The organism is Reyranella sp. CPCC 100927, from assembly GCF_007859315.1.
In the GTDB taxonomy this organism is placed as follows: Bacteria; Pseudomonadota; Alphaproteobacteria; order Reyranellales; family Reyranellaceae; genus Vineibacter.
Genome location: NZ_VOHA01000030.1, coordinates 59,305 through 85,631 on the forward strand (window position 1 = coordinate 59,305; position 26,327 = coordinate 85,631).

General features: G+C 67.4%; 25 protein-coding genes and 1 pseudogene. 16 read left to right on the plus strand and 10 right to left on the minus strand.

Going from position 1 to position 26,327, the window contains the following annotated elements:
• The first annotated feature begins 93 nt into the window (after positions 1 to 93).
• Genes ispH through rnhA form a run of 3 tightly spaced genes read left to right on the plus strand, consistent with a single transcriptional unit; the run spans position 94 to position 2,497 of the window.
• A complete protein-coding gene (gene ispH / locus FQU96_RS38165; protein ID WP_146546666.1) occupies positions 94 to 1,050 on the plus strand; it encodes a 4-hydroxy-3-methylbut-2-enyl diphosphate reductase in 957 nt (318 codons plus the stop codon).
• Positions 1,050 to 2,009 (plus strand): homoserine kinase, encoded by a 960-nt coding sequence (locus FQU96_RS38170; RefSeq protein ID WP_146546667.1) that lies wholly within the window; start codon positions 1,050 to 1,052, stop codon positions 2,007 to 2,009. The genes ispH and FQU96_RS38170 overlap by 1 nt, the downstream gene beginning before the upstream one ends.
• Positions 2,006 to 2,497 (plus strand): ribonuclease HI, encoded by a 492-nt coding sequence (rnhA, locus tag FQU96_RS38175; protein ID WP_146546668.1) that lies wholly within the window; start codon positions 2,006 to 2,008, stop codon positions 2,495 to 2,497. The genes FQU96_RS38170 and rnhA overlap by 4 nt, the downstream gene beginning before the upstream one ends.
• A gap of 180 nt (positions 2,498 to 2,677) precedes the next feature.
• Here rnhA and FQU96_RS38180 read toward each other — a convergent pair whose 3' ends face one another.
• Together FQU96_RS38180 and FQU96_RS38185 are read right to left on the minus strand one after the other, a co-directional pair.
• Entirely contained in the window at positions 2,678 to 3,160 is a 483-nt protein-coding gene (locus FQU96_RS38180; protein WP_146546669.1) for a peroxiredoxin, read from the minus strand.
• 113 nt (positions 3,161 to 3,273) lie between these two features.
• Positions 3,274 to 3,756 (minus strand): annotated as a pseudogene (locus FQU96_RS38185) (peroxiredoxin).
• A gap of 130 nt (positions 3,757 to 3,886) precedes the next feature.
• On the opposite strand from FQU96_RS38185, the gene FQU96_RS38190 reads away from it, so the two are divergent.
• Positions 3,887 to 4,384: a hypothetical protein gene (locus tag FQU96_RS38190; protein ID WP_146546670.1), complete on the plus strand. Its 498-nt coding sequence runs from the start codon at positions 3,887 to 3,889 to the stop codon at positions 4,382 to 4,384.
• Here the strand turns inward: FQU96_RS38190 and FQU96_RS38195 are convergent, their stop codons facing one another.
• Positions 4,385 to 5,359 (minus strand): tripartite tricarboxylate transporter substrate binding protein, encoded by a 975-nt coding sequence (locus FQU96_RS38195; RefSeq protein WP_178131053.1) that lies wholly within the window; start codon positions 5,357 to 5,359, stop codon positions 4,385 to 4,387.
• Between the two features lie 107 nt (positions 5,360 to 5,466).
• Positions 5,467 to 6,816: a Rieske 2Fe-2S domain-containing protein gene (locus tag FQU96_RS38200; protein ID WP_146546672.1), complete on the minus strand. Its 1,350-nt coding sequence runs from the start codon at positions 6,814 to 6,816 to the stop codon at positions 5,467 to 5,469.
• 109 nt (positions 6,817 to 6,925) lie between these two features.
• Between FQU96_RS38200 and FQU96_RS38205 the strand changes: the two genes are divergently transcribed.
• Positions 6,926 to 7,729, plus strand: a complete 804-nt coding sequence (locus FQU96_RS38205; protein WP_146546673.1) for an IclR family transcriptional regulator — start codon at positions 6,926 to 6,928, stop codon at positions 7,727 to 7,729.
• A 105-nt stretch (positions 7,730 to 7,834) separates the two neighbouring features.
• On the opposite strand, the gene FQU96_RS38210 is transcribed toward FQU96_RS38205, so the two are convergent.
• Entirely contained in the window at positions 7,835 to 9,919 is a 2,085-nt protein-coding gene (locus tag FQU96_RS38210) for a protein-disulfide reductase DsbD (RefSeq protein ID WP_218575035.1), read from the minus strand.
• A 233-nt stretch (positions 9,920 to 10,152) separates the two neighbouring features.
• Between FQU96_RS38210 and FQU96_RS38215 the strand changes: the two genes are divergently transcribed.
• The 4 genes from FQU96_RS38215 (at position 10,153) to FQU96_RS38230 (ending at position 15,393) form a co-directional block, all read left to right on the plus strand.
• The gene (locus FQU96_RS38215; protein ID WP_146546675.1) at positions 10,153 to 10,755 is read left to right on the plus strand and encodes a YqgE/AlgH family protein; all 603 of its coding nucleotides are present in this window, start codon (positions 10,153 to 10,155) and stop codon (positions 10,753 to 10,755) included.
• A gap of 320 nt (positions 10,756 to 11,075) precedes the next feature.
• Positions 11,076 to 11,831, plus strand: coding sequence for a PhoH family protein (locus tag FQU96_RS38220; RefSeq protein WP_146546676.1), 756 nt, complete (start codon positions 11,076 to 11,078; stop codon positions 11,829 to 11,831).
• Between the two features lie 75 nt (positions 11,832 to 11,906).
• Complete coding sequence (locus tag FQU96_RS38225) at positions 11,907 to 13,178, plus strand: YcaO-like family protein (protein WP_146546677.1); 1,272 nt, start codon at positions 11,907 to 11,909, stop codon at positions 13,176 to 13,178.
• 151 nt (positions 13,179 to 13,329) lie between these two features.
• A complete protein-coding gene (locus FQU96_RS38230) occupies positions 13,330 to 15,393 on the plus strand; it encodes a BTAD domain-containing putative transcriptional regulator (RefSeq protein WP_178131055.1) in 2,064 nt (687 codons plus the stop codon).
• A 34-nt stretch (positions 15,394 to 15,427) separates the two neighbouring features.
• On the opposite strand, the gene FQU96_RS38235 is transcribed toward FQU96_RS38230, so the two are convergent.
• Positions 15,428 to 15,829 carry a hypothetical protein gene (locus tag FQU96_RS38235; protein WP_146546679.1) on the minus strand — a complete coding sequence of 134 codons (402 nt, stop codon included), beginning with the start codon at positions 15,827 to 15,829 and terminating at the stop codon, positions 15,428 to 15,430.
• Positions 15,830 to 15,878: 49 nt separating this feature from the next.
• Positions 15,879 to 17,627: a peroxidase family protein gene (locus FQU96_RS38240; protein ID WP_146546680.1), complete on the minus strand. Its 1,749-nt coding sequence runs from the start codon at positions 17,625 to 17,627 to the stop codon at positions 15,879 to 15,881.
• A gap of 193 nt (positions 17,628 to 17,820) precedes the next feature.
• On the opposite strand from FQU96_RS38240, the gene FQU96_RS38245 reads away from it, so the two are divergent.
• On the plus strand, positions 17,821 to 18,201 hold the full coding sequence (locus FQU96_RS38245; protein WP_146546681.1) for a hypothetical protein: 381 nt from the start codon (positions 17,821 to 17,823) through the stop codon (positions 18,199 to 18,201).
• Between the two features lie 49 nt (positions 18,202 to 18,250).
• Complete coding sequence (locus FQU96_RS38250; RefSeq protein WP_178131057.1) at positions 18,251 to 19,174, plus strand: helix-turn-helix transcriptional regulator; 924 nt, start codon at positions 18,251 to 18,253, stop codon at positions 19,172 to 19,174.
• A 45-nt stretch (positions 19,175 to 19,219) separates the two neighbouring features.
• On the opposite strand, the gene FQU96_RS38255 is transcribed toward FQU96_RS38250, so the two are convergent.
• From FQU96_RS38255 to FQU96_RS38265, 3 genes are read right to left on the minus strand one after another with little or no spacing between them, the layout of a single operon-like run.
• Positions 19,220 to 20,350, minus strand: coding sequence for a DUF3500 domain-containing protein (locus FQU96_RS38255; protein WP_146546683.1), 1,131 nt, complete (start codon positions 20,348 to 20,350; stop codon positions 19,220 to 19,222).
• Positions 20,351 to 20,377: 27 nt separating this feature from the next.
• Positions 20,378 to 21,022, minus strand: a complete 645-nt coding sequence (locus FQU96_RS38260) for a redoxin family protein (protein WP_146546684.1) — start codon at positions 21,020 to 21,022, stop codon at positions 20,378 to 20,380.
• A 26-nt stretch (positions 21,023 to 21,048) separates the two neighbouring features.
• On the minus strand, positions 21,049 to 21,900 hold the full coding sequence (locus FQU96_RS38265; RefSeq protein WP_146546685.1) for a protein-disulfide reductase DsbD domain-containing protein: 852 nt from the start codon (positions 21,898 to 21,900) through the stop codon (positions 21,049 to 21,051).
• Between the two features lie 161 nt (positions 21,901 to 22,061).
• On the opposite strand from FQU96_RS38265, the gene FQU96_RS38270 reads away from it, so the two are divergent.
• The 5 genes from FQU96_RS38270 (at position 22,062) to FQU96_RS38290 (ending at position 26,233) form a co-directional block, all read left to right on the plus strand.
• Positions 22,062 to 22,472, plus strand: coding sequence for a dihydroneopterin aldolase (locus FQU96_RS38270; protein ID WP_146546686.1), 411 nt, complete (start codon positions 22,062 to 22,064; stop codon positions 22,470 to 22,472).
• 342 nt (positions 22,473 to 22,814) lie between these two features.
• Positions 22,815 to 24,842 (plus strand): excinuclease ABC subunit UvrC, encoded by a 2,028-nt coding sequence (gene uvrC / locus FQU96_RS38275; RefSeq protein WP_146546687.1) that lies wholly within the window; start codon positions 22,815 to 22,817, stop codon positions 24,840 to 24,842.
• The gene (gene pgsA, locus FQU96_RS38280; RefSeq protein ID WP_218575036.1) at positions 24,817 to 25,506 is read left to right on the plus strand and encodes a CDP-diacylglycerol--glycerol-3-phosphate 3-phosphatidyltransferase; all 690 of its coding nucleotides are present in this window, start codon (positions 24,817 to 24,819) and stop codon (positions 25,504 to 25,506) included. Before uvrC ends, pgsA begins: the two co-directional genes overlap by 26 nt.
• A complete protein-coding gene (gene moaD, locus FQU96_RS38285; protein WP_146546688.1) occupies positions 25,503 to 25,754 on the plus strand; it encodes a molybdopterin converting factor subunit 1 in 252 nt (83 codons plus the stop codon). Before pgsA ends, moaD begins: the two co-directional genes overlap by 4 nt.
• 8 nt (positions 25,755 to 25,762) lie before the next feature.
• On the plus strand, positions 25,763 to 26,233 hold the full coding sequence (locus tag FQU96_RS38290) for a molybdenum cofactor biosynthesis protein MoaE (protein ID WP_146546689.1): 471 nt from the start codon (positions 25,763 to 25,765) through the stop codon (positions 26,231 to 26,233).
• Positions 26,234 to 26,327: the final 94 nt, after the last annotated feature.

Here is a 26,327-nt window from a genome sequence, read left to right on the forward strand (position 1 = left end):
AATGGGCGGTCTGGTAGGGTGTCTTACGCCGCCGGTGCGAGCCGATTCTAGAGGATGCTCCGCAGCCGCGACAAGCGAACCTTCCGATCAACCATGCCATCCGCCGCCGCCAAGCCGCCCCTGACCATCCTGCTCGCCAGCCCGCGCGGCTTCTGCGCCGGCGTCGACCGGGCGATCCAGATCGTCGAACGCGTCCTGCTGAAATTCGGGCCGCCCGTCTATGTGCGCCACGAAATCGTGCACAACCGCTTCGTCGTCGAAAACCTGGAGGCGAAGGGCGCCATCTTCGTCGAGGAGCTGGACCAGGTGCCGGACGGCCGGCCGGTGGTCTTCAGCGCCCATGGCGTGCCCAAGGCCGTGCCGGCCGAGGCGGCGCGACGCCACATGATCCATGTCGACGCCACCTGTCCGCTGGTGTCCAAGGTCCACCGCGAAACCGAACGCCACCATGCCGCCGGCCGCACCGTGATCCTGATCGGACACAGCGGCCATCCGGAAGTGGTCGGCACCATGGGCCAGCTGCCGCCGGGTGCCGTGATCCTGGTCGAAACGGTCGAGCAGGCCGAGCGACTGGAAATCGCCGACGCCGACAGCCTCTCGTTCGTCACGCAGACAACCCTGTCGGTCGACGATACGGCACAGATCGTCGCCGTCCTGCAGCGCCGCTTCCCGCATCTCAATGGCCCCAAGCGCGAAGACATCTGCTACGCGACCACCAACCGGCAGGCGGCGGTGAAGGCGATCGCAACGGACTGCGACGGCTTGATCGTGATCGGTGCGCCCAACTCGTCGAACTCGATGCGGCTGGTCGAAGTGGCGCGCGCCTACGGATGCCCCAAGGCGACGCTGGTGCAACGCGCTGCCGACATGGACTGGCGCTGGCTCGATGGTGTATGGCGATTGGGGATCACGGCTGGCGCGTCGGCGCCCGAGCTTCTGGTCGAGGAGCTGCTCGCCGCCTGCCGTGCCCGCTATGCCGTGACCATCGAGGAAGTACGCGTGACCGACGAAAACACGGTGTTCAGGCTGCCACGCGCCCTGGTGGCTTGATGGCCGTCTATACCGAGGTTGCCGACGACCAGCTCGATGCGTTCCTGGCCGAATACGACATCGGCGAGCCGCAATCGTGCAAGGGCATCGCCGAAGGCGTGGAGAATTCCAACTACCTTCTGGCCACCACGCGCGGCACCTATTTCCTGACGTTGTACGAAAAGCGCGTCGATCCGCGCGACCTGCCGTTCTTCCTCGGCCTGATGGACCACCTGGCGGCGCGCGGCATTCCCTGCCCGACGCCGGTGCATGGTCGCGACGGCCGCGCGCTGCGCACCCTGGCCGGCCGGCCGGCGGCGATCATCACCTTCCTGTCGGGGCTGTGGCCGCGGCGCATCACGGTCGACCATTGCGCGCCGGTCGGCGCGGCGATGGCGCGCCTGCATCTGGCGGCAGCCGACTTCACGCTGAAGCGTCCCAACGCACTGTCCGTCGCCGGGTGGCGCCCGCTGTTCGACAGCACCCGCATGCGGGCGCACGAAGTCGCACCCGGCCTGGCCGACGAACTGGCTGCCGACCTCGCCGTGCTCGAGCGCGACTGGCCGCGCGATCTGCCCGCCGGCGTCATCCACGCCGACCTGTTTCAGGACAACGTGCTGTTCCTGCATGAGACGCTGAGCGGCGTGATCGACTTCTATTTCGCCTGCAACGACCTGCTGGCCTATGACGTGGCGATCTGCCTGAACGCCTGGTGCTTCGAGGCCGACCGCAGCTTCAACGTCACCAAGGCGCGCGCCCTGGTGAGCGGCTACCAGCAGGTGCGGCCGCTGTCGGCGGCCGAGCGCCACGCCCTGCCGCTGCTGGCGCGGGGCGCCGCGATGCGCTTCCTGCTGACGCGGCTCTACGACTGGCTGCATACGCCGCCCGGTGCCATGGTCAAACGCAAGGACCCGCTGGAATACCTGGCGCGGCTGCGCTTCCACCGCGGCGCCGGCGGCCCGGACGATTACGGCCTATGACCGACACAGCGCCTGATCCCGCCGTCGAGATCTTCACCGACGGCGCCTGCAGCGGCAATCCCGGCCCCGGCGGCTGGGGTGCTTTGTTGCGCTACAAGGATGTCGAGCGCGAGTTGTCGGGCAGCGAGGCCACCACGACCAACAACCGCATGGAGATGATGGCCGCGATCATGGCGCTGGAAGCGCTGAAGCGGCCCAGCATCGTGCAGCTGTTCACCGACAGCGTCTACCTGCGCGACGGTATCACCAAGTGGATCCACGGTTGGAAGCGCAACGGCTGGCGCACGGCCGACAAGAAGCCGGTGAAGAACGTCGACCTCTGGCAGCGGCTGGAGGTAGCGCTGCATTCGCACCGCATCGAATGGCACTGGGTGAAAGGGCACGCCGGCCACCCCGAGAACGAGCGCGCCGACGCCCTGGCACGCGCCGCGATCAAGGAGCTGCGCGAAAGCCGGGCTTCCGAGAAGCCTCTGCCGTCGACGGGTTGAGTACGTTCGGGGCAGGACTTCGGCGGCGGCTGATGACGTCGGACTGCGTCGCTTCAGCGACGCATCACGAGCGCCGCTGGAGCGGCGCGGTCCCAGCCGTCACCAGCATCGTTCGCTACGGATTGCATCGCCAAAAAGAAAGGGCGGCCGGAGCCGCCCTTTCGCAGACCGTGATGCCGCTTACAGCGCTTTCAGGATGGCATCGCCGCTCGACACGTCGAAGGCGCCCGGCGCTTCGACGTTCAGCGTCTTGATGACACCGTCCTGGACCACCATGGCATAGCGCTGCGAACGCTTGCCAAGACCGAACTTCGAGCCGTCCATCACCAGGCCCATCTTTTCGGTGAAATCGCCGTTGCCGTCGGCCAGCATCAGCACCTTGCCGTCGCTGTTCTGGTCCTTGCCCCAGGCGTCCATCACGAAGGCATCGTTGACCGAGATGCAGGCGATGGTGTCGACGCCCTTGGCCGTGATGGCATCGAAATTGGCCACGAAGCTGGGCACGTGCTTAGCCGAACAGGTCGGCGTGAAGGCGCCCGGCACGGCGAACACCACCACCTTCTTGCCGGCCGCGAACAGCTCGTCCGTCGGCATCGGCTTGATACCATCGGCACCCTTGTGCATCAGGGTCGCGCTGGGAACCTTGTCGCCTACTTTCGCCATAGCATCCTCCATTGGCGGTAACTCTCACGCTGGGCGGCAGATCAGCACGGATCGCGGCAAAACGAAAGGCGGGATCGTGCATCCCGCCTTTCGCCATACCGGGGTTGTTACAGTTACAATCCCTTGAGCACCGCCTCAGCCGCCGACACCTCGAAGGCGCCCGGCTTCTCGACGAAGAGCCCCTTGATGGTGCCATCCTCGACGACCATGGCGTAGCGCTGCGAGCGCCGCCCCAGCCCGTTGCGCGTGGCATCGAGCACAAGTCCCATCGCTTCGGTGAACTCGCCGTTGCCGTCACCGAGCATCATGACTTTGTCACCAGTGCCCTGGTCCTTGGCCCAGGCGCCCATGACAAACGGATCGTTTACGGAAATGCAGGCGATCGTGTCGACGCCTTTGGCCTTGATCGCATCGTGGTTGGCCAGAAAACCTGGCACATGCTTGGCACTTCAAGTCGGCGTGAATGCCCCGGGCAGCGCGAAGACAACCACCTTCTTGCCCGGCGCGAACAGCTGCGCGGTGGTGATCGCCTGGGGGCCTTCCCCCGTCATATAGCGCAGAGTCGCCGATGGTACCTTGTCCCCTACAGTCGCCATATCCACCTGTCCTTCCTCATAGTGCATGTACGGCCATCCGCTGATGGCCACACCGACCGTAGTGACGCCTCCCGCGGTTGTCCACGCCGGGCCCTTGGCAACAGCAGCCCGATGCCTAGATTGGACCGATATGGGCAACACCTACTCCATCACGCGCGGCGAGGGGCTCGACCTTTACCTCTCCAACGGCGGAACCGACGTCTTCCTGGACGTCATGACCCTGGCGAGCTGTCCGCTGGCGCACACGCCGTGGCAGCAGAACCTGGCCTTGCTGTTCGCCGACAGCCAGCGCTTCGGCTACGGCTTCGCCGGCTTCGCATTGGACGAACTGCCGTGGACGTCGGACGCACCCGAGGAGCGCCGCTTCCTGCTCGCCGTCATCGACAAGGCGCTGACCCGGCACGGGTGGAACCTGCTGACCTACGATCCGCCCTTCGCGCAGGGCTATCTGGAGACCTATCGCACCATGGTCGAAAGCTTCACGCCCGTGCCGACCGTGTCGGCGCATTTCGGCGATTGGCGCGCGGCACCCGATGCCGATCTGGTGCGGCGCTGCCCCCAGCACGACGTCTTCCAGGGCCTGGCGGGATGCCGGCTGTGCGATACCAACCTGCAGCCCGCGCCGTGATCACTGCGGCTCGAGCTTGACCTCGTCGCGAATGATGCGCGTCCAGCGCGAGACCTCGCGCGCGATGAGCGCACGGAAGGCTTCAGGTGAACTGGGCGACAGCTGCACGCCGAGATCCAGAAAGCGCGCCTTCAGATCGGACCTGTCAAGGACCGCGCCGATCGCCGCCGACAGCGTCTGGATCGCCGCATCAGGTGCGCCGGCGCGGGTGACGATCCCGAACCAGAGGGTCATGTCGTAGCCCGGCAGGCCGCTTTCGGCGATGGTCGGGATGTCGGGCGTGCCGCTGAACCGCTCGGCGCTGGTCACCGCCAACACGCGCAGCCGGCCGGCCCGCACCTGCGGCAGCGCCGAGGTGCCGGCATCGAAGATCACCTGGACGCGGCCCGCCATGATGTCGGTCAACGCCGGCATGCTGCCCTTGTAGGGCACGTGCAGCATGTCGAGGCCCGCCATGCGATTGAAGATCTCGCCCGCCAGATGCAGCGACGATCCCGGCCCGATCGAGGCAAAGGAGAGCTTGCCGGGATTGGCTTTGGCATAAGCGATGAGCTCGCGCACCGACGTGACCGGCACGTCGGGATGAACGACGAGGTAGAGCGGCGATGTGAAGCCCAGCGATACGGGTGCGAAACTGGTCAGCGGGTCGTAGGGCAGGCTTGCATGCTGGGCCACGTTCATCGCCAGGCTGCTGACGCTGCCCAGAAACAGCGTGTAGCCATCGGCGGCAGCCTCGGCCGCCGCCTGGGCGCCGATGATCTGGCTGCCACCCGGCTTGTTGTCGATGACGACGGGCTGACCGAGCCCGGCCGACAGCCCCTCGCCCAGGGCGCGGCCGAACGTGTCGCCCACACCACCCGGCGGATACGGCACAATCAGGCGCAGCGGCCGCGCCGGATATGGTTGCGCGCGCGCGGGAGCCAGCCCCAGTGCCGCCAGCCCGCCGGCGCACAGCACCGCCCGTCGCGTTGTCATGCGTTTTTTCCTTTCACGTGTCACCCGACGCACGAGGGATCTCGCGCGCATTGGCGTCGCTGCGTCATGTCGAGGAGATTCCGCGCTGCGCTCGGAATGACGGGCAATCAACCGGCGCGACGCAGCGTCTTGTCCTGGTAGAGCGCGTTGGCATCGCCTGTCGGGTGGCCGAAGCGCTCGGTCATCACCTCGGCGAGCTTCTTGTCGCCCTGCGTCACCCAGCCACCGGCGCGCACCGTGTAGGCCTCGGGATGCGCCGCTTCGGGCGGTTCGCGACCGTCCTGCAGGCCTTTGGCGCCCTCCAGCATCAGGCGGCGGAAGCGCATGATGGCGAGATCGGTGGGTCCCAGGATCTCGCGCGTGCGGTCGTGGATGAAGCCCTGGCTGTCCTGGATGCAGGCGTCCTGCTCCGAGACGCCCTGGATGCCGCTGTAGCTGCGATGGCGCTGCGCCTCGCGGTCGATCAGGTATTCGTTCGACCGGTTGCGCAGCGGCACGTAGTCGTCGTCGACCGCCGAATGCACGCCATGGCCGGCCGCGAACTGCGCCCGCTCCTGTTCCGTCAGCGGCCGGTCGGGATTCCACGAGTAGGTATAGATCCAGCAGCTGGTGTCGGTGATCGGCACCCAGGTCTGGCCGTAATGCGTCTCGCCGGGAAACGCCGCCGGCGCGAAGGAATGGTTGGGCACCAGGAACTGCGTGATGCGCCAGTAGAGCTGGTCGTCGTCCGCCGTGCGCGCGGCGCCGATCAGCAGACCACCGGCATGCTGCGTCACCTCGAAGCGCGGCATCGGATCGTCGCGCACCCAGCGCACGCGATCGTTCTTCACCGCCTGGTCGCCCATGGCGGCGCCCTTCATGAATGTCTCGGCGTCGCCCGCCGCCTGCGGCACGACCATGTGCAGGAACGAGAAGTGCGCGGTGTCGATACCGCCTTCGACCGACTGCGCCCAGTTGCACTCCTGCAGCTTCTTGCTGACATAGCGGTGCGCTGGCGGCAGCAGCGCGAACTCCAGATGCGGCAGCTCGGGCAGGTGCGCCGCCGGTCCCATGTAGGCCCAGATCACGTCGCCGAACTCGCGCGTCGGATAGGCCTTGATCGACACCTTGTCGCGGAAAGTCGATGCCGGCGGCAGGGTCGGCGTTTCCAGGCACTTGCCGTCGACGTCGAACTTCCAGCCGTGGAAGACGCAACGCAGGCCGCACTCGCCGTTGCGGCCGAAATAGAGATCGGCGCCGCGATGCGGGCAGCGCGGCTCGACCAGGCCGACGCGGCCCTGGGTATCGCGAAACGCCAGCAGGGTCTCGCCCAGGACCTGCACGCGCTTGGGCGCACCGTCGGGCTCGGGCAATTCGCGCGACAGCAGCACCGGCTGCCAGAAGCGGCGGAAATAGTCGCCCATCGCCGTGCCGGAGTCGGTACGGGTCAGCAGCTCGTTGTCCTGCCGGCTGAGCATCGGCGCCTCCTCTTCTTGCTTCCCCGTTCCGCCGGGGAGAAACCAGCGCTGGATCGTTCCACGCCGGCGTTTCATTGTTCCATATGCCGTTCGACTATGCGGAACGCCGATGAGCATCATCCATCGCACCCCTGCCGGCTTCGCCGAGCATGCCGGCGACCGCCAGTTCGCCACGACCCTGGCGCGCGGGCTGGAGATCCTGCGCTGCTTCACGCCGCAGCAGCCGGTGCTGGCCACCGCCGAGCTGGCGCGCCGCACCGGCCTGCCCAAGCCGACCATCTCGCGCTTCACCTACACCCTGGCGGCGATGGGCTACCTGCGACCCGACCAGGCGGCCGGCCACTACCGGCTGGGACCGGCGGTGCTGTCGCTGGGCTACCCGCTGATCGCCTCGTTCGCCTTTCGCCAGGTCGTGCGGCCGGCGATGGAGGCGCTGGCGCGCCAGGTCAGCGGCTCGGTGTCGCTGGGCATGCGCGATCGCACCAACATGGTCTATGTCGAGACCTGCCGCAGCCGGGCGACGTCGTCGTTCCAGCTCTCCGACATCGGCATGACGCATCCCATCGCCTCGAGCGCGATCGGCCGCGCCTACATCGCCGGCTGCGCGCCGCGCGAACGCACGGCGCTGCTGAACGAGCTGCGCATCAAGACTCCCGACCTGTGGCGCCAGCACGGCGCAACGATCACGCGGACCCTCGCGGCATTCCGCGACACGGGCTATTGCGTATCGTACGGCGATCGGCGGCCCGGCATCTTCGCGCTGGCGGTTCCGGTCGGCCGACTGGCGAACCGCGAGCTGCTGGTGCTCAACGCCGTCTCGCCATCATGGACGCGGCGCGCCAAACAGTTCGAGCCGACCCTGGCGCCGGCGCTGCTGGCCTGCGCCCGCATGATCCGCGATCAGATCGGGTGAGTTCCGGATCGCGGGCATCCACGCCCGCACGCGCTCGAAGCGAAGCGCAGAGCGAGCAAGGCTTTCGCACGAGATGCGCGCGTGGACGCGCGTGGTCCAAAAAAACTAACGACCCGCGGCTTTCTCCAGCGCCTGCGTGACCACCTCGACGGTGAGCAGTTCGGGCAGCGCGATGCCCAGGGGAGCGCCGGGGCCGTAGACGATGTTGAAGGGAATGCCGTAGCGGTTGTTGGCGGCGAGGTACTGGGAGATGGCGTCGCTGGGCCGCGTCCAGTCGACCTTGAGCGACACCGCCTGGGCCTCGGCGAGGCGCTGCACGATGCTCTCGGCGTTCAACACCAGCTTCTTGTTGACCTGGCAGGTGACGCACCAGTCGGCGGTCACGTCGACCAGCACCACCTTGCCGCCCGCCGTCGCCTGGCGCACCTGGGCAGCGATATCGCGCGTCGGATCGAGGCGGACCCAGCGGCCGTCGACCGCCGCGGTCGCCGGTCCCGCCGTCGAGGCCAACACGGCCGGCAGCACCATGGCGGCGAGCGCCGCCGCGACGGCCGCCGGAATGGCGACGCGACCGACCCTGCGGCGTGCCATCAGCAACGCCGACATCAGCACGGCGGCGACCACGGCAGCGATCACCGCCGGCGTGCCGGCGGCGCCCAACAGCACCGACAGCAGCCAGACCGCGGTGGCGAACAGCGCCAGCGACAGCACCTTCTTCAAGATCACCATCCAGGCGCCCGGCTTGGGCAGGCGCGCCGCCCAGCGTGGAAACAGCGCCAGCAGCAGGTAGGGTGCCGCCAGTCCGACGCCCAGTGCCAGGAATACGGCGACGATATCGAGCGGACCGCGCGAGAGGGCAAACGACAGGGCCGTGCCGACGAACGGCGCCGAACAGGGCGTCGCGAGCAGGGTGGCAAACGCACCGGCCACGAAATGCCCGGCCAGTTCGGAGCGGCCGGCCCGCTGTTCGCCCGCCACGGCGCTCTCGGCCAACCAACCGGGCAGCGGGATCTCGAACACACCGGCCAGGTTGAGGGCGAACAGCAGGACCACCACCACCATGAAGCCGATGAAGGCCGGCTGCTGGAACTGGATGCCCCAACCGACGGCGAGCCCGGCCTGCTTCAAGCCGACCGCAACGGCGGCGAGGACCAGGAACGACGCGATCACGCCCGCCGCCGAGGCCAGGAAGCCGGCCCGCACGCGCGCCGGCGCCGCACCGCCGTGACCGATCGCGCCCATCACCTTCAGCGACAGCACCGGCAGCACGCAGGGCATGAGGTTCAAGACCAGGCCGCCCAGCAGCGCCACCAGCAGGATCGACCACAGGTCGTTACCGGATGCGCTGCTGCCGGTGGCCGCCGGCATGGCGCCCGTAGTCGCTCGCACCGTTCCTTCGACGGCCTGCGTGTCGTCGACCAGCGTGAGGGTGAGGTTGCCGGCCGCCAGGTCGGCTGCTTTCAGCTTGTCGCCCACCAGCACCGACGTGATCACCGCGCGCCGGCCGCCCTCCTCGATCTGAACCGAGGGCGGCTCGGCCACGATGATCTTGGGATGCTCGACGAACAGATCGGGATTCTTCAACGGCTGCGTCGCGTCCACGACGAGCGAGAGCATCACAGCCTGCTCACCCTCCTTGCCGCCCGGCGCATCGATCTCCGCCAGTATCGGTGCGGTGAAGGCGATGCTGTCGACGCCGGCGGCGCGCGGCAGTGCCGACATCGCACCGGCGATCAGCGGCGCCTCGCCACTGGGCCGCGCCGCCGCCGCCGGCAGGTCCAGGGTGAAGGCTGCCGTGTAGGGAATGCAGACGTCGTCGCACGTCAGGTAGTCGACCTTGGCCTTCACCGACAGCGGCTTGCCCGGCTCGGCCAGCGTCACCTGGATCGGCAGCACGACATCGCCCTTGTAGCCGATGGTCGAGAGGCCGGCGACGTCGAAGCGATGCGGCGCCGGCCACAGCATCTGCGTGGTGCCGAGATTGGCCGAGCCGCTCCAGTCGATGCTGGGCGGGAAGCCGGCGTCGCCGGGGGCGCGCCAGTAGATCTTCCAACCCGGCTTCAGGGTGAACTGCAGACCGAGCGTGACGGTGCGCGAATCACCGACGCCGTCGACGGCGGAGATCAGCCGCACTTGCGTCTGCTCGGTGCGTACCCAGTCGGAACCGGCAGCCGCCGCCATCGTGGGCATGAATCCCATCGCCGCGACGACGACACACACCCCTCTTCGCAGAACCGATGCCAACATGTTGACCCACTACCTGGCGCGGCCTCTGCCGCGCACTCTCACTGCCGCCTGCGGCGGCAGTTGATGACCAAGACAATACAGGCCGTAAATACGCCGGTTGTGACAATCGCAATGCTTCACAAGCGCGTGTCGAGAGCGGCATTGCGCCGCGCGCCGGATCGCGGTAGCCAAGATCCATGGCGCAGCCAGATGCCTCCTCCTCGGGTTACATCAGCGGCAAATTGCTGGTGGCGACCCCTGCCATGACGGATCCGCGGTTCAAGCACACCGTGATCTACATGTGTCTGCACGACGACAAGGGTGCGCTGGGCCTGGTGCTCAACAAGGCGCTGGCCTCGCCGACACCGGCCGAGCTGTTCCAGCAATTGGATATCGATCCGCCGACCGACGGCGATCTGCGGTTCACCGTCTGGGGCGGTCCGGTCGAACCGGAGCGCGGCTTCGTCCTGCACAGCCTCGACTACAAGCGCGACGACACGGCTGCCGTCGGCGGCGACAAGCTGGGCCTGACCGCGTCACTGGAAATTCTGCGCGACATGGCGCGCGGCGCCGGGCCGACCAAGGCCATCCTGGCGCTGGGCCACAGCGGCTGGGCCGCCGGCCAGCTCGACCGTGAGCTGCAGGAAAGCGGCTGGTTCGTGGTGCCGGCCGACGAAGCCCTGATTTTCGACGAGGATTACGACGGCAAGTGGAACCGGTCGCTGGCCAAACTGGGCGGCAAGCTGGGCCAGCTGGGCAACGATCCCGGTACGTTCTCGTCGACTTACGGCCGGGCCTGACCCGCCGGGGCCGGATCGGGCCAAATCGCAGAAAAATCAATATCTTGTATTAAATTTCTGCGACAATTCCCAAAATCAGGTGACAGTCCGCTGCAGACAGCGTACGGTTTGTGCGTTGCGAAGGAGGCAGGCAATCCTCCAGCGGGCTCCGATCCCTCTCGGATCTACCGGCGACGACGGCGCCAGCGCCGACCGTACCGGATGTCGCACCGCAACCTTCGCATCCGCCCGATCCGTCCTTTTCGCGCCTCCCCTCGGGGAGGCGTTTGTCGTTTGGCGGCCCGGGCGATCCTCAGCTCAAACCTGTAGCGGAGTGGTTCATGGCCAAGCGTGCCGCGCGTCGCAGCCGTCTTGAAACCGACGAAACCGGGAGAGTGCACAGCCTGTTCTTCGATTCACCACGCACGGTCGTGCCTTTCGAGGTGCAGCAAAGGGAGCAACAAAGGGACCAGAGCTACATCCGCAATATCCGGCCGCGCAGCGACAACCAGCGGCAGCTGATGGAGGCGATCGACAGCCGGTCGCTCACCGTGGCCCTGGGGCCGGCCGGCACCGGCAAGACCTATCTCGCAATCGCCGCCGCGGTCGAGGCGCTGGAGCGCAAGCGCATTGCCCGCATCGTGCTGTCGCGCCCGGCGGTCGAGGCCGGCGAGAGCCTGGGCTACCTGCCGGGCGACATGCGCGAGAAGCTCGACCCCTATCTGCGACCGCTGTTCGATGCGCTGAACGACCGCATGGGCCCCAAGCGGCTGCGCGCCTGCCTCGATGACGGGAGCATCGAGATCGCGCCGGTCGCCTTCATGCGCGGCCGCACGCTCAACAACGCCTTCGTGCTGATCGACGAGGCGCAGAACTGCACCTACGGCCAGCTCAAGATGCTGCTGACCCGGCTGGGCTGGCACTCGACCATGGTGCTGACCGGCGATCCCGACCAGACCGACCTGCTGCCCGAGTTGTCGGGCCTCAGCGAGATCGCACGCCGGCTCGACGGCCAGGAGGAAATCGCCGTGGTGCGCCTGACCCAGGCCGACGTCGTGCGCCACCCGCTGGTGGGCCGCATGCTGGGCGTTCTGTAAAAAGAGGTTCTCTCCATCCAGCACACAGGCGCAACCCCGGCGGTTGCGCCTGTGTCGTCGGCCGGGAAGGCAGTCATGCACGCTGACGGCCGGCATGCCGGCTTGCTCTCCCTGCTCGATTTCGACTCCGCCGCGGGTCGCGACCTGTTGGCGTCGATCGAACGGCAGTTCGGCACCGCCACCGCGCGGGCGCGCCGTCACTTCGACCGCATCTTCACGCTGCGATCGCCGTTCGCGGCGAACTCCCATTTCGTCGGCGCCCAGGCGACGGTGGCGGGCTGGCCGGACGGCAAACCGGTCCGGGTCAACGCTGGCGGCACGGGCATGTCGCGCGACCGCGCGGTGGCGTCATGCATCGGCGAAGGCGTCGAGTACCTGGCGCAAGTCGAACGCCCTGATGATATCCGGCTGTCGGCGCCCCTCGCCGATCTCGGTGACCGAGTCACTTCCGAGATTGCGCGGTGGATCGAGCAGCACGGCAGTGATGGCGCACCTGATACGCTCGACTGGGTCGAGGGCGTGCTGCCCCTGTCGGGGCGTACCGCGCTGCTGCCAGCCGACCTTTGCCTGCGGCGCCAGGACGGGCGGCTGGGCATCACGCCGCGCGGCGCCTTGAGTACCGGGTGCGCGGCCGGTACCTCGTTCGAAGCGGCGGCGCTGCATGCGCTTCTGGAACTGATCGAGCGCGACGCCGCGGCGCTCTGGTGGCTCGGCGGCCGGTGCGGCCGGCCCGTGGCAGCCGACGCGCCCGCGGCGCTGGAGGCCGCCCGTCTGCTGCCCCTTCTGCGGGGTGGCGCCGACGGCCGATCGAGCTGGCTGCTGGATATCTCGACCGAGTTCGACATCCCGGTCATCGCGGCCCTCTCGGCGAACGACGCCGGCTTCGAGGTGGCCTGCGGCATCGCCGCCCGCCTGGACGCCGGCGTGGCCGCGCAGGCTGCGACCCTCGAGATGATGCAGGTTGAACTGGCACTGACGGTCATCGCCGCCAAACGGCGCGAAGCGGGCGATGCCGCGCTCAGCGACTCCGATCGCCGGCACCTGCGCCGCGCCACGCAGCTGGACGCATCAAAATGTCAGCTGCTGCATGGCATCGGCATGCCCCGGCGCATGGACGCACAGCGCATCGCTGCCGCGCCACACGCCGTCCTGGAACGGCTGGCAGCGCAGGGAGTCGCGGCCTGCTGGCTTGACCTGTCGCGGGCGGATATCGAGCTGCCGGTGGTGCGGGCCGTGGCGCCGGCCTTGCAGGCCCTGCCCTCGACGCTTGTTACCGCACGACTGGCTGCCGCGATCGACGCCCATGGCGGTGGTGCGCAACACACGCACGGCATCGAACTGCTCTGAATCGGGCGCATCGGGATGCGCGCCCGATCGCGCTGGACGATGGCGCAGCCGCTCCCGTAGTGTCGCGCATCGGGAGCAACCAATGGCGTTAGCAGCGCAGCCGGAGCGTCGGGGTCGGGGGACGCCGCCGTTGGTCCGCGGACCAACCCAATTGGATGTCACCACGGTTCCCCGACTTGAGCTGATGCTGGCCGGTGCACCGCTGCCGATCGTCAGCCGCAAGGCACGCGCGCTGATCGCTTATCTGGCGATCAGCGACCAGGTCGAAACCCGCGAACGACTGGTCGGCCTGTTCTGGAGCGAAACCCCGGAGGAAAAGGCACGCGCCTCGCTGCGCCAGGTGATCCATGAAATCCGCGAAGCGTTCCGCGCGGCCGATTTCGACGGGTTCCTGATCGACAAACGGTCATTGTCGCTGGATCGCACCCGCCTGACCGTCGATCTCAAGGACATCGTCGCCGCGGCCGACAACGGCCACGCCCATCCCAAACTGGTCGACACCGCGCGCCTGCCGGAAACACTCCTACAAGATTATGACAACGTCGATCCGGCGTTCCGGACTTGGTTGCAGGCGAAGCGCCAGACGCTGCAGGACCGCTTGTTGCGCGGCCTCGAGGCCAGCATGCGCACGGCCGCCGATGCGTCGCTGCGCGAAGCGGTTGCCAATGCGATCATGCACCTCGACCCGAGCCACGAGGAGGCCTGCCGGCACCTCATCCAGGCGCGTGCCGACCGCGGCGATTTCGGCGCCGCACTGCGGCTGTACAAGGGCCTGTGGGATCTTCTGGAAAGCGAGTTCGACGTCGAGCCGTCGGCGGAGACGCAGAAGCTGGTGGTCGGCATCCGCAGCTTGATGACGCCGGATGACCAGTTCACCGCCTTCCGGACGTCGCCGCCCGAAGAAACGCCGGGGCAGGCCGACCACGCGCCCGGCAGCCCCGCACTGTTGCCATTGCAGAGCGCGCCGGTGCACGCGCCGCCGCGGAACATGGTCATCACCATCGGTGCTTTCGATATCGACGGCACCAGCCCGGACCAGCGCTATCTGGTTCACGGTTTCCGCCTCGAGCTTGTCGCCAGCCTGGTGCGCTTTCGCGAGTGGTACGTACGTGACGATTCGCAGGACGGCGCTGCCGGCGTCGCCCGCCCCGACGCCACGGCGCAGTACCGCATCGATGCCAGCGCGCTTACGACACCCCATGCCATTCGCCTGGTCCTGACGCTGCGCGATACGCAGACCGGCATCTTTGTCTGGAGCGACCGCTACGACATCACGCTCGCCAACTGGTTCGAGGCACAGCAAGCCATCATCCGGCGCATCGCCGTTTCGCTGAACGTCCACGTCTCCGTCAACCGGCTCAACCGCGTGGCGAGCGAACCCGGCATCCCGCCCGATATCTATGATCGCTGGCTGCGCGCCCAGGTGATCATTCGCAGCTTCAGTCCCGGGGAGTGGAAGCAGACGGCCGAGATCTTCCAGGCCACCATCGCCGAGGCGCCGCACTTCTCGCCGGCCTACAGCAGCCTGGCGCAGATCAACACCGGCGCGCATATCGCACAGCCCGGTCTCTTCCGCACATCCGAACGGGAACAGGAGGCGCTGCGGCTGGCCCGCATGGCGGTTCAGCTCGACCCTGTCGACTCGCGCGCGCAGTTGGCCCTGGGCTGGGCGCTGCAGATGGCCGGCAGCCACTCCAGTGCCGAGATCCACATGGGCCTCGCCACCGAACTCAACGAAAACGATCCCTGGGTATTGATCTCCGCGGCGCTGTCCTATGGCTTCGCCGGCCAATCGGCGCGCGCCAATGACCTCGCGCACCAGGCCCGGCTGATCGCACCCTCACCGTTTCGCACGCACTGGGTGTACGAATCGACCGTGAGCTTCCTCGGCGGCGACGACGAGGGCTGCGTGGCGGCCAGCCAGCGTTCGGGCGACGCTGTCCTGAGCAACGTCGCGTGGCGCGCGGCGGCCCTGTACCACCTCGGCCGAATCGACGACGCACGGCGCGACCTGCGCGCCTTCCTGGATGCCTTGCGGCCGCAGTGGAAAGGCGCCCTGGCGGCGACCGACCTCAACCTGTTCCGCTGGCTGCTGCACCTCTATCCCATCGCCCATGCGGACGACTGGCGCCGCCTGCGCGATGGCCTGGTGGGTGCCGGCGCGCCGGATGCCGGCGCGATCGAGCATCGCGCCGCCTGGCGCGATCTCATGTAGCGGCCGGGTGATCGCGGCGCACCGGATGCCGGCATCAGACGCACAGCGAGATGCAGTAGTCACCGATCCTCTCGCTATGAAAGTCCTTGCGCGCCTTCTTTCCTGCCGGCGTGTCCGGGAACTGAAGCTGCGGTGCCCCGAAACGCTCCGGATAGAACGGGGGAAGCGGATAGGCGCCGCCATTCTCCAGCTGCTGCTCGGCATCCTTCAGCATGTCGGCGGGTGGCAGGTGGATCGTCAGCACTTCCTTCTGGTGCTGAACGAAGACGACACCCTCGACATAAGACGGTATCTGCACGGTCACCTGGCGCGCCGCGCATTGATCGCGAAACGCCGCGAGGGACGTCGGCCTGGTGCCGGGGTCCTTGGCCCATTGCTTCACCAGTTCGCCGAACTTCACAAAGCTTCCAGTTACCGTGACCCGATCGATGGCCATGTTCTCTCTCCCGTTCGCTTGACGTGGAACGCTTGAACAGTCGATGCCGCTAGAGGAACGCCGGTGTCGTTCCGGCCTCATCCAGTCCGTGCATTCGCGCCGTGGCCTTGATCATGTCCGCCATCGTGCGAATGCCCGCAATGCTGTTCAGTCTGTCCGGTGGTATTCGCCCGCCCACCAGACGCGTGACGATCTCGTTCAGGCCCGTACGCCCTTCATCGGCGACAAGGCGCTCCTGCGCCAGGGCACCGATGATGACATCTGCGACAATCCCAGAGGCGACCGGACCGAACCGCCGGCCTTCCGAAGCCGGATCATGCCAGGCCTCGAACAGCAGGAAGAACGGCAGCGGCGGGTCTTTGACCAGCGCCTCGACATCGCCCGACGGCAGGAGATCACCCGGAGGCATCGACTCGTTGAGCCAAGCGCTCAGCGCCGCCTCCCGCTTCTCCCGGTCGGCAACCCAGGACTCCTGGAAGAACCGCCCCAGTCGCGGCATGTCGCGGAGCCGTTCGACAAGCGCCGGTACCGACCAGAGCCCGGCGAACGCCGCGCTCAGCATGTCGCGATAGGCGAGGCCGATCCTGTCGGTTTCGTCGAATGCCGGAAAGACTCCGGGGTGCAGGAACTGGGTGCTGTAGAATGGCCGGATACGCCGACTGAGATTGGGCTGCACCTCACCCATGTCGAAGAAGAGCGACCACGCCACCGCCCAGTCGAACGTGAACGGCATGGCTTGGGGACGACGTTTCGATGTCTGATCGAGAATGTCCTGCAAGGAGAACTTGGAGGCTTCGTTACCGTTGATCAGATACCGGGGCCGCACCATGGCGTGGCCCAGCCGGAAAGCACCATATGAAAACTCCAGCGGGATGCGGCCGTCAAAAGGCTCGATCAGCGGAGCGTCGCTGTCTTTGTATGCCTCAGCCACCGCTGGATGAAGGATCAACGGCAACAGGTCGCGCCGTATGATCTCGCGATACACCAGCGTCGTGATGCATCGCGCCAGAGCATAGCGTCCGAACGCCGGATCGCCGCCATCAGGGACCGCGTCTGCCGGCGAGGCTTGCTCGAGCAGCGCGACGATGCCGTTGTGAAAAAGATGAAACACCGTCGTCAGCTGCGACAGGATCGCGTGGTCATCGTTGCGGATATCGGCGATCACCACGTCAGGCAACCCCGCCGACGGTTCTTCCTGCGATGATGCGATGTTGATCCGGGCAAGATCGCGAAACGGACATTTCTGATCGCCGCTTTGCATCGAACCCAGGCGGAGGTAAGCGGAAGTCTGCGCCTCATCCCCAGCTACAGGCGGCGATGCTTGCCTGTAGATCAGCGGCAGGCCCGCGGGGCCATCGCCGTAGAGCGTCTGCAGCGCCAGAGACTGGGTACGATTGTTGTGCAAGGCGAGGCGACCGTCGCCGACCATCGACAGGGATGCCGCGCTTTGGACGAGGTCGTGAGCGACAAGCTGCAGAAGGTATGTGTAGCCGGCCGGCACCTTGGTGTTGTTCAGTTCGTCGGTCGGATCGGTCGGGTCTTCGAAAAATTTGGCCTCCGCTGCCGTTGGCGGTCGTTCCAACATGGCTGACAGCCTGCCAATCGTGGCGCGCAAGGCCTTCAGCTGCGCCGCGTCATCGAGATCGACCGGCCGACCATCATAGTGGAAGGGGCGGAAGCGCGGATCTCCCGCAAGCAGATGACGAAAGCCCCTGCCGGCCGCGTTCCCGGCCGGCGCCGTGGGCGCCAGCAGGTGCTTCCCGAGAACGGCCAGCGACTGTGGTCCATGTCCTGCCATGTGCCCTCCCACGCCCCTGGGCCAGCCTTTCCGCCACTCTATGGACGGCAGCGTAAATGCACTGTGAATCGCTGCAAACCGCAAGCCACGCGCCCATGCCGCCACGCACTCACGCTGCGTTTACGCATCCTGCGGCTCAATGCGGGTGGGCCGATGACAGGCCCGGAACGCCGCAGCAGACGTCGGGGACGGCATGAACGACTTTTCGATCCTAATGCAGAACCGGCTGCAGTTCTCCGCCTGCCACACGCCCGACCAGCCGACAACAGAGCCCCAGGTCGAACGCCTGCGCGTCACGCTGCGCGGCAACCTGCTGACCATCGCCGCGGCGCCAGCCTCGGGCGACATCGGCAACACGCTCTATGCCCGTCGGACCGTTGCCCTGGAGGGCGCCGCCGTTTTCATGATCCTGCCCGGACTGCCTGCCGGAACCACCGATCCGAACTTCTTCAAGGCCATCGGCTCGGTCGTCGTCTTCGACAGCCCCGGACCGCGACGCCTGAAGGTCGTTGGCATCGATACCCTCACCAAGGCTTGTCGCGGCTGGATCTTCGATGCCGTCGAGATCGCCTGACAATCCGACGTGGCATTTCACGAGCATCGCTGCCTTGGAGGAATATGTCATGGGTGGCCTCAACAATCACACCGCCTGGCGCGCCCGCAGCATCGATGCGGCCAGCAGCGGCCGCCCGCTCCGTGATGTTTCCATCGAACCCGCGCCGGAAATGACCCGACTGGGACTGAATCAGGTCGGGTACGTTTTGGAATTCATGCCAGGGCCGGCGCTGCTGCTGGATGTTCACCACCGCGTCGTGCACGCCAATCCGGCGGCCACGACCCTGTTGCGGGAAGGTGACGGACTCCATCTGGATCGCGCCGGTTGCCTGCGCCCGGTGGCGGCGCTGCCGGCCGAAGGCAAAGCCCTAAACCGGTGCTTTGCCGCAGCCCTGTCCGCCAAACCGACGGACGACACGCACGTGCACGGCCCCGTGCGCCTGTCCCGGCCGTCTGGCCGCGCTGCACTCCTGGTCCTGGCTGCGTCCATGCTGCCGGCTCCCGTCGCGAGTGAGAGGGCGAGCAGTGGTCAGCTGGCACTGGTGTTGATCGTCGACCCCGAACCCCAGCTGCGCAACGTCGAGGCGGTGCTGCAGTCGGCGGCAGGCCTTACGCCGACGGAGGCCCGCGTGGCGGCCCTGGTGGGTGGCGGCTTCGGCGGACCGCAGACAGCGGCGCGATTGAAGGTGTCGACGCCAACCATGAAGAGCCATCTCGGCAGTTGCTTCGAGAAGCTGGGTGTCCATTCCCAGGTCGGCCTTGCCCGTCTGCTCTGCGGCCTGCCGGCGGTGGCGTCGCCGATCGCAATCAAGCGAACGCAGGGCTGCGCAAGGCGCACCACGCTACCGGCGAGCGACGGCGCGGACGAGCAACATCCACAGGCCGCGGCGGTGTGTTCGCTTGTGGCGCCGGCCCAATGCTACTGCGCCGATAGCCCGCACGATCCCGATCGACGCGCCTCGCCGGTCCCTACGCCGTCGGCTTGTACTTGATGGTGCAGCCGTGGGCCTGGCGTTCGCCCACCCTCGATGCGGCGATCAGCGGTGCGGCTGCCGGCGATAGTGGTCGCCCAGCGCGTCGCGGCCGAAATCGGCGACCAGGTCGCGCCAGACCGAGTGGACGTGGTTGGCATCGTCCTGGCTGTTGTCGAGTTCGACCAGCGTCGTCGCACCCTGCAGCCGGAAATAGTACGCGCGGCCTTCATCCAGCGGGCCGGCCCAGGCGAAGCGCATGGTGGCAGCACCGACCTCCATCACCCGGCGCCGCTGCATGGCAGCAACGTCGGGCGCCAGTGCCTCAAGAAAACCGCCGATGATCGCCAGGGCCCGATTGCGGGCCGCCTCGTCCATGTCCGCCAGCGCCAGGCCACGGGGCGCCCCCAGGTCGCGCTCGCGGCCGGGACCGGCAACGATGTCGCCCAGACTGCGTTCAGCGATTGTCGCGGTGCGGCGCGCGGAGTCCGGCAGGCCGCGGACCAGCGCGCGCCCGAGATCCTCGACGGCACCCATCAGGCGGAAACCATCCGACGTGCGCGCCGGATTGGCCCCCCAGAACGCCGGCGTCACGGCAATGCGATCAGGCGCGATGACGGCAAAGTTCAGCGACAGGTGATGGCCTTCGAAGCGCCAACCCCAGGGATACGCGCCGGGTGCACCGAAGATGGTCAGCGCGTAGTTGTCAGGATCGCGCCAGGCGCCCTGGTGTTGCCGCAAGACACCTTCGAGATGGCGCACGCCCTGAATGCGGGCAACGCCGGCGCTGCCCAGGCCGCTGTCCAACAGCGCCATCGCCCGCGCACGCTGGCTTTCCGACATGTCGCGCAGCGCAAGCCCGCGGCGTGACCGCGGCACGTAGTGCCAGTTCTCGCGCTCGCCATCGCCGAAGGTGACGATGGCGCGCTCCCGCCGCGGCGCATCAAGCTCGGCCAGCCAGTCCATCGCCGCGCGCGCCATGCGTTCAACGACCTGTGCCTTCGCCGTCACCGGCGTGAGCGGTGCCAGAAGACTCGTCCCGGCTGCGAGAATGGCCCTGCGTGTCGGCGGCGCCCGATGCCCGGACGCCCCGTGGTCGTGCGGATAGGCATGACGGGCGTGACCGTGACCATCGTCGTGGGTGTCGGGACCTTCGGTCCCATGGGAATGCGGTCCGATCACGCCATCGTGGGGCATGCCGTGCCCTCCGGGCGACGGGTTGCGCTACGCCGTCGGCTTGTACTTGATGGTGCAGCCGTAGGCCTGGGTCACCGCGTGGGTGATCGGCTGTCCTGCCGCATGCTGACGCAGCGCATCCTTCACGTAGGGCGTCGCCTTGGGCACATCGGCCAGGTCGGTGGAGCGGATGCTGTCGATGCCGCCGAGATAGATCAGGGTGCCCTTGCCGTCGATGATGGCCATGGTCGGCGTGACGCGCGCATCGTAGGCGCGGCCGATGATGCCGTCCGGATCGAGCAGAACCGCGGCCGGCACCGCATTGCGCGCCTTGCTGAGATCGTTGGCCTGAGCAGCGCTGACATAGCCTTGCGAATCCGGCATCGAGGAGATCACGCTCAGCCACACAACTCCGCCGGTCGCCGCGTCCTTCTGCAGCGCCTGCATGTTGCCGGAGCGATAGTGCTTGGCGACATAGGGGCACTCGTGGTTGGTCCATTCCAGGACCACGGTCTTGCCGCGGTAGTCGGCGAGCTTGTAGGGCTTGCCGTCGCTACCGACGCCGCTGAAAGCCGGCGACGGCGCACCGACCTGCGGCTTGGCCCAAACGACGCCGGGCACGGCCAGCGTTGCCGCCGCGCCGCCCAATGCCAAGAGCGACGTGCGGCGAGTGAAAAGCGTTGAACGTGTCATGAGACCGGCCTCCTGCGTGGGGTGAACTAGGGTGCCGCCGGCTGCGCGGCGAGCTGAAAAGCCTCGGTATGCTGCGTGCCATCGCTGCGCTGGCGGGTGATCGCCAGCACGCCGCGCATGATCGTCACGGACGCCGCGGGAAGCTGGGTGACCGGCATGGCAAGCGCCACATCGTTGTCTGTCGGCTGCAGGACCTGTGGCGCCGAATGATCGACCAAATCGCCGCGCTCGGGAAAGAAGTAGACCCCGCTGACGCGGCCGTCCGCCGCACCCAGCGACGCCACCGGCACATGCAAGGTCAGGCTCTGCGCCGTCCTGGCGAACGACGCCGACGTGATCGACGGCAATGGCGGTACCCGCTTCTGCAGGCTGTGCGCGCCGGCCGGCGCCGCGCCCGCCGCGACCGGCACACGAAGCGCAAAGCGTCCCGTCTCGGGGACGCACACCTTTTCGCAGACCAGCCAGGTCGCCTCGGCGTCGATCTGAAGGTCGGAACCAGCGATCACCGCCGCCGCTGGGATCGTGGTGATCAGGACCACGTCGCCGTGGTGGCCATAGCTGATGATGCCGGCGGCATCGATCCGCTCGGGCACCGGCCACACGTCGGGACCTTTGATATCCGTGCCCCGTACATGCAACACCACCGATGCCGGCTCGCCCGAATCGCCGGGATTGCGCCAGTAGGTGTGCCAGCCCGGCTTAAGCTGCAGGTGCAGGACGATGGGCAGCGCCGCGCCCGGTGCCGCCGTGCCATCCGCGACCAGCGTGGCGCGGGTGCGGTCCGTGACAACCGGCGCCGATTCGATCTGCGCCCATGCCGGCGCGATCGCCATCGCCAGAGCCGACACGATCGCTGCACCGGTCCATCCGCTTGCCATGTACCACTCCGACGATACCGATCCTCAGTGCCCATGGTCTGCGGGGCCATGCCACGGGGTCAACTCACGCAGTCGCGATTGCGGCGCGATGGCTGATTGCGGCGTGCAGCCCCACACACTATGGTCGCCGCCCACTTGCTCGGACGCGAGGCAAAGCAGCCATGGCCCGATCCGTTGTCCAGCCGCTGCGTCCACCGGCTGCTGCTGCCGCAGCCACCGTGCGCCGCGTCTTTGTGCGCGATCTGATCGCCACGGCGCGGATCGGCGTCCACCGGCGCGAAAAGAAGGCGCCGCAGCGCGTGCGCATCAATATCGAGCTGCTGGTGCCCGAAGACGGCCGGTCGCTGAACGACCGCCTGGCCAACGTGGTCGATTACGAGGCTATCGTGACAGGCGTGCGGGCACTCACTGCTGAGGGCCACGTCAACCTGGTGGAAACGCTGGCCGAACGGGTGGCGACGCTGTGCCTGCGTGACCGGCGCGTGCGGACCGCCCGCGTGCGGGTCGAGAAGCTCGAGGTCTTTGCCGATGCCGCCGCGGTGGGTGTGGAAATCGAGCGCCACGCCGGCTGACGAGCCGGAAACTGTACACAGGCCGTCCGAGGGTGATTCCAGGCCGATACGGGAGAGGCACTGTCCTATTGACAGCTTGGTTACAGTTTTATCAAGGCGACCTTTTCCAAAGCTGAACAATCGACTGCCTGCGGCACCTTCGTCTTTCGGCGAAACTGTAAACGATGGCTGTCAATGTCGGCGATCCGCCGCTCATCCGCGGCCCGTTGCGCTGACCCACAGGGTTATCCACATCCACACAGGAACGCCCACCCACCGGTGGGCGTCTCCGATGCGGATTTTCCACTGGTCACAACCAGACGGACGGCCGATTTAAGGTCAGAAAGACTAAGATATTCAGCGATGTCCGGTAAGCTCGACACCTCCCCCGCTGCCGTGCCGGCCGATCTTCGGCCCGCCGACGAGGGACGCGTGCCGGACGGTGCGGTGCCTGTGGACGAGATCGACCCGGCCATCGAGGCGATGCCGGCGGAAGGAACATTGGCGGCCGGCACCGCCATCATCGCCAGTTACGTCAAGACCCTGCCGCGCAAGCCCGGCGTCTATCGCATGATCGACGCCAAGGGCGACGTGCTCTACGTCGGTAAGGCGCGCACCCTGAAGAACCGGGTCGCCGCCTATACCCAGCCCACCCGCCTGTCGACGCGCCTGATGCGCATGGTCCAGGCGACCACGACGATGGAATTCGTCGTCACCGACAGCGAAGCCGAAGCGCTGCTGCTGGAAAACAACCTGATCAAGCGCTTCAAGCCGCGTTTCAACGTGCTGCTGCGCGACGACAAGTCGTTCCCCTATATCGTGATCCGCCGCGACCATCCCTGGGCGCAACTGGCCAAGCATCGCGGCGTGCGCAACGAGACCGACGAGTATTTCGGCCCCTTCGCCTCGGCCGGCGCCGTCAACCGGACGCTCTACACCTTGCAGCGCGCCTTCCCGCTGCGCTCGTGCTCGGACTCGATCTTCGCCAACCGCACGCGGCCCTGCCTGCAGTACCAGATCAAGCGCTGTGTGGCGCCATGCGTCGGGCGCGCCACCGACGAGGAATACGCCACGATCGTCGACGACGTGCGCGGCTTCCTCGGCGGCAAGAGCCATGAGGTGCAGGGGCACCTCTCGCAGCGCATGGAAACGGCCAGCGCCAACCTGGAGTTCGAGCGTGCCGCGGTGCTGCGCGATCGCATCCGGGCTCTGACAGCGATCCAGGCCCACCAGTCGATCGAAATTACCGGCATCGAGGAAGCCGATGTCTTCGCCGCCTATGAAGAAGGCGGCCAAGTCTGCGTGCAGGTCTTTTTCGTGCGTGCCGGCAACAATCTCGGCAACAAGGCCTATTTCCCGAGCCACGGCAAGGAGCTGGAGATCGGCGAGATCCTGTCGTCCTTCGTCGGCCAGTTCTACAGCGGCCGCCCGGTGCCGCGCGAGATCCTGGTGAGCCACGCGCTGCCCGAGGCCGATCTGCTGGCTGCGGCATTGTCGCTGAGCGCCAGCCGGCGCATCGAGATCATCTGCCCGCAGCGCGGGCCGCGCCGCGACCTGATGGAGCATGCGCTGGGTAACGCGCGCGAGGCCCTGGGCCGACGCGTCGCCGAAAGCGCCTCGCAGCGCAAGCTGCTGGACGGCGTGGCGCAGGTATTCGGGCTGGAGGCGCCGCCGCAGCGCATCGAGGTCTACGACAACAGCCACATCCAGGGCAGCGACGCGGTCGGCGGCATGATCGTGGCCGGTCCCGAAGGCTTCAACAAGAACCAGTACCGCAAGTTCAACATCCGCACCGCCGCCGCGCCCGGCACTGTGCCGACGCCCGATGACATCGCGGCGGGCACCATCACCGCCGGCGACGATTTCGGCATGATGCGCGAGGTGCTGACCCGGCGCTTCAAGCGCGCGCTGAAGGAGGATCCGGAGCGCGACAAAGGCCTGTGGCCCGACCTGGTGCTGATCGACGGCGGACTGGGCCAGCTCAATGTCGCCCTGGAGGTCTTCACCGAGCTCGCCGTCGACGACGTGGCGCTGGTCTCCATCGCCAAGGGCCCCGACCGCGACGCCGGCCGCGAGCGTTTCTTCATGCCGGGCCGCCCGCCGTTCGCGCTCGAGCCGCGCGATCCCGTGCTCTATCTCCTGCAGCGCCTGCGCGACGAGGCCCACCGCTTCGCCATCGGCACCCACCGTACGCGGCGCTCGATGGGCATCTCGCGTTCCGGACTGGACGAGGTGCCCGGCATCGGCGCCAGCCGCAAGCGGGCCCTGCTCAATCATTTCGGCTCGGCCCGTGCCGTCGCGACGGCGACGCTGGAGGACCTGCAGGCCGTACCCGGCGTCTCACGCACCATGGCGAAGAAAATCTATGACCACTTCCGAAGCGGCGGCTAGAGTCGGCACCCCCGCCACTCACCGCAGATCGATGCTGTTCAACCTGCCCAACCTGCTGACCCTGGCACGCATCGCGGCGATTCCGCTGGTCGTCGCGTCGTTCTGGCTCGATCGCGGCTGGGCGCAATGGACGGCGGCCGTGCTGTTCTTCATCGCCAGCGTGACCGACTATTTCGACGGCTGGCTGGCGCGGCGCTGGCAGCAGGTCTCGCGGCTGGGCCGCTTCCTGGATCCGATTGCCGACAAGCTGCTGGTGGCGTCGGTGCTGTTGCTGCTGTGCGCCTTCGAGACGCTGCGGGGCGTGCATGTGATCCCGGCCCTGATCATCCTGTGCCGCGAGATCCTGGTCTCGGGCTTGCGCGAATTCCTGGCCGAGCTGCGCGTCAGCCTGCCGGTCAGCAATGCCGCGAAATGGAAGACCGCGATCCAGATGGCGGCGCTGTGCGTCCTGCTGGTCGGCAATGCCGGACCGGACTGGGTGATGCTGCTGGGCCTGGCGCTGCTGTGGTTCGCGGCGGCGCTCACGCTGTGGACCGGCTACGACTATCTGCGGACCGGGCTAAAGCACATGCTCGACGATCCCGCCGCCGTGCCACCGCCGCGACCGGCATCGCCGCCACGATCCGAGGACGACAAGCGGCCGGCCGACGGGAGAGCGTCGTGAAGGTGAAGTATTTCGCCTGGCTGCGGCAGAAGACCGGTGTCGCCGAGGAAGACGTGGTCCTGCCCGACGACGTGCGCACGGTGCAGCATCTGGTCGACTGGCTGTCGCAGCGCAGCCCGCGGCATGCCGAGGCCTTCAGCGAAGCCAAGATCTTCGGCGCCGCCGTCGATCAGCAGGTCGTGCAGTTCGACGCCGCGATCACGGGTGCGCGCGAAGTTGCGTTTTTCCCGCCCTTCACCGGCGGCTGAGCCCTGATATGGCCATCCGCCTGCAGCGCGAGGATTTCGATGTCGGCGCCGAGATCGATGCGCTGACGCGCGACACCCCGCGCATCGGCGCCGTGGTGAGCTTCATCGGGCTGGTGCGCGATCTGCATGTGCGCGAGGGCTATCATCGCGACACGGTGCAGGCGATGACCCTGGAGCACTGGCCTGGCGTGACCGAGAAAGCGCTGGCCGACATCGACGCCGAGGCGCATCGGCGCTGGCCGCTCGATGCCACGTTGATCGTGCACCGCCACGGCCGGCTCGAGCCGGGCGAGCGCATCGTGCTGGTGCTGACCGCCTCGCCACATCGCGACGCCGCCTTCGATGCCTGCCGCTTCCTGATCGACTGGCTCAAGACCAAGGCGCCGTTCTGGAAGTTGGAAGAGACGCCCAAGGGCGAGCAGTGGGTCGACGCGCACGGCGACGACGATGCAGCGGCCCAAAAGTGGGAGAAGAGCTGAACCCTCCCCCAGCTTCGCTGGGGGAGGTGGCCGAAGGTCTTCAGCCGCAACATGGGTAACAGTTTGTGCTCACCACATGGGTAACAGTTTTCTC

Excerpts from the sequence above, each read along its gene's own strand:
- FQU96_RS38190 (WP_146546670.1), top strand. The coding sequence starts at position 3,887 with ATGGGCAACACCTACTCCATCACGCGCGGCGAGGGGCTCGACCTTTAC.
- FQU96_RS38220 (WP_146546676.1), top strand. The coding sequence starts at position 11,076 with ATGGCCAAGCGTGCCGCGCGTCGCAGCCGTCTTGAAACCGACGAAACC.
- FQU96_RS38245 (WP_146546681.1), top strand. The coding sequence starts at position 17,821 with ATGAACGACTTTTCGATCCTAATGCAGAACCGGCTGCAGTTCTCCGCC.
- FQU96_RS38235 (WP_146546679.1), bottom strand. The coding sequence starts at position 15,829 with ATGGCCATCGATCGGGTCACGGTAACTGGAAGCTTTGTGAAGTTCGGC.
- FQU96_RS38210 (WP_218575035.1), bottom strand. The coding sequence starts at position 9,919 with ATGCCCACGATGGCGGCGGCTGCCGGTTCCGACTGGGTACGCACCGAG.
- ispH (WP_146546666.1), top strand. The coding sequence starts at position 94 with ATGCCATCCGCCGCCGCCAAGCCGCCCCTGACCATCCTGCTCGCCAGC.
- FQU96_RS38225 (WP_146546677.1), top strand. The coding sequence starts at position 11,907 with ATGCACGCTGACGGCCGGCATGCCGGCTTGCTCTCCCTGCTCGATTTC.
- FQU96_RS38265 (WP_146546685.1), bottom strand. The coding sequence starts at position 21,900 with ATGGCAAGCGGATGGACCGGTGCAGCGATCGTGTCGGCTCTGGCGATG.
- uvrC (WP_146546687.1), top strand. The coding sequence starts at position 22,815 with ATGTCCGGTAAGCTCGACACCTCCCCCGCTGCCGTGCCGGCCGATCTT.
- FQU96_RS38195 (WP_178131053.1), bottom strand. The coding sequence starts at position 5,359 with ATGACAACGCGACGGGCGGTGCTGTGCGCCGGCGGGCTGGCGGCACTG.
- FQU96_RS38260 (WP_146546684.1), bottom strand. The coding sequence starts at position 21,022 with ATGACACGTTCAACGCTTTTCACTCGCCGCACGTCGCTCTTGGCATTG.
- FQU96_RS38205 (WP_146546673.1), top strand. The coding sequence starts at position 6,926 with ATGAGCATCATCCATCGCACCCCTGCCGGCTTCGCCGAGCATGCCGGC.
- pgsA (WP_218575036.1), top strand. The coding sequence starts at position 24,817 with ATGACCACTTCCGAAGCGGCGGCTAGAGTCGGCACCCCCGCCACTCAC.
- FQU96_RS38290 (WP_146546689.1), top strand. The coding sequence starts at position 25,763 with ATGGCCATCCGCCTGCAGCGCGAGGATTTCGATGTCGGCGCCGAGATC.
- FQU96_RS38250 (WP_178131057.1), top strand. The coding sequence starts at position 18,251 with ATGGGTGGCCTCAACAATCACACCGCCTGGCGCGCCCGCAGCATCGAT.
- FQU96_RS38170 (WP_146546667.1), top strand. The coding sequence starts at position 1,050 with ATGGCCGTCTATACCGAGGTTGCCGACGACCAGCTCGATGCGTTCCTG.
- FQU96_RS38270 (WP_146546686.1), top strand. The coding sequence starts at position 22,062 with ATGGCCCGATCCGTTGTCCAGCCGCTGCGTCCACCGGCTGCTGCTGCC.
- FQU96_RS38200 (WP_146546672.1), bottom strand. The coding sequence starts at position 6,816 with ATGCTCAGCCGGCAGGACAACGAGCTGCTGACCCGTACCGACTCCGGC.
- FQU96_RS38180 (WP_146546669.1), bottom strand. The coding sequence starts at position 3,160 with ATGGCGAAAGTAGGCGACAAGGTTCCCAGCGCGACCCTGATGCACAAG.
- FQU96_RS38255 (WP_146546683.1), bottom strand. The coding sequence starts at position 20,350 with ATGCCCCACGATGGCGTGATCGGACCGCATTCCCATGGGACCGAAGGT.
- FQU96_RS38215 (WP_146546675.1), top strand. The coding sequence starts at position 10,153 with ATGGCGCAGCCAGATGCCTCCTCCTCGGGTTACATCAGCGGCAAATTG.
- rnhA (WP_146546668.1), top strand. The coding sequence starts at position 2,006 with ATGACCGACACAGCGCCTGATCCCGCCGTCGAGATCTTCACCGACGGC.
- FQU96_RS38240 (WP_146546680.1), bottom strand. The coding sequence starts at position 17,627 with ATGGCAGGACATGGACCACAGTCGCTGGCCGTTCTCGGGAAGCACCTG.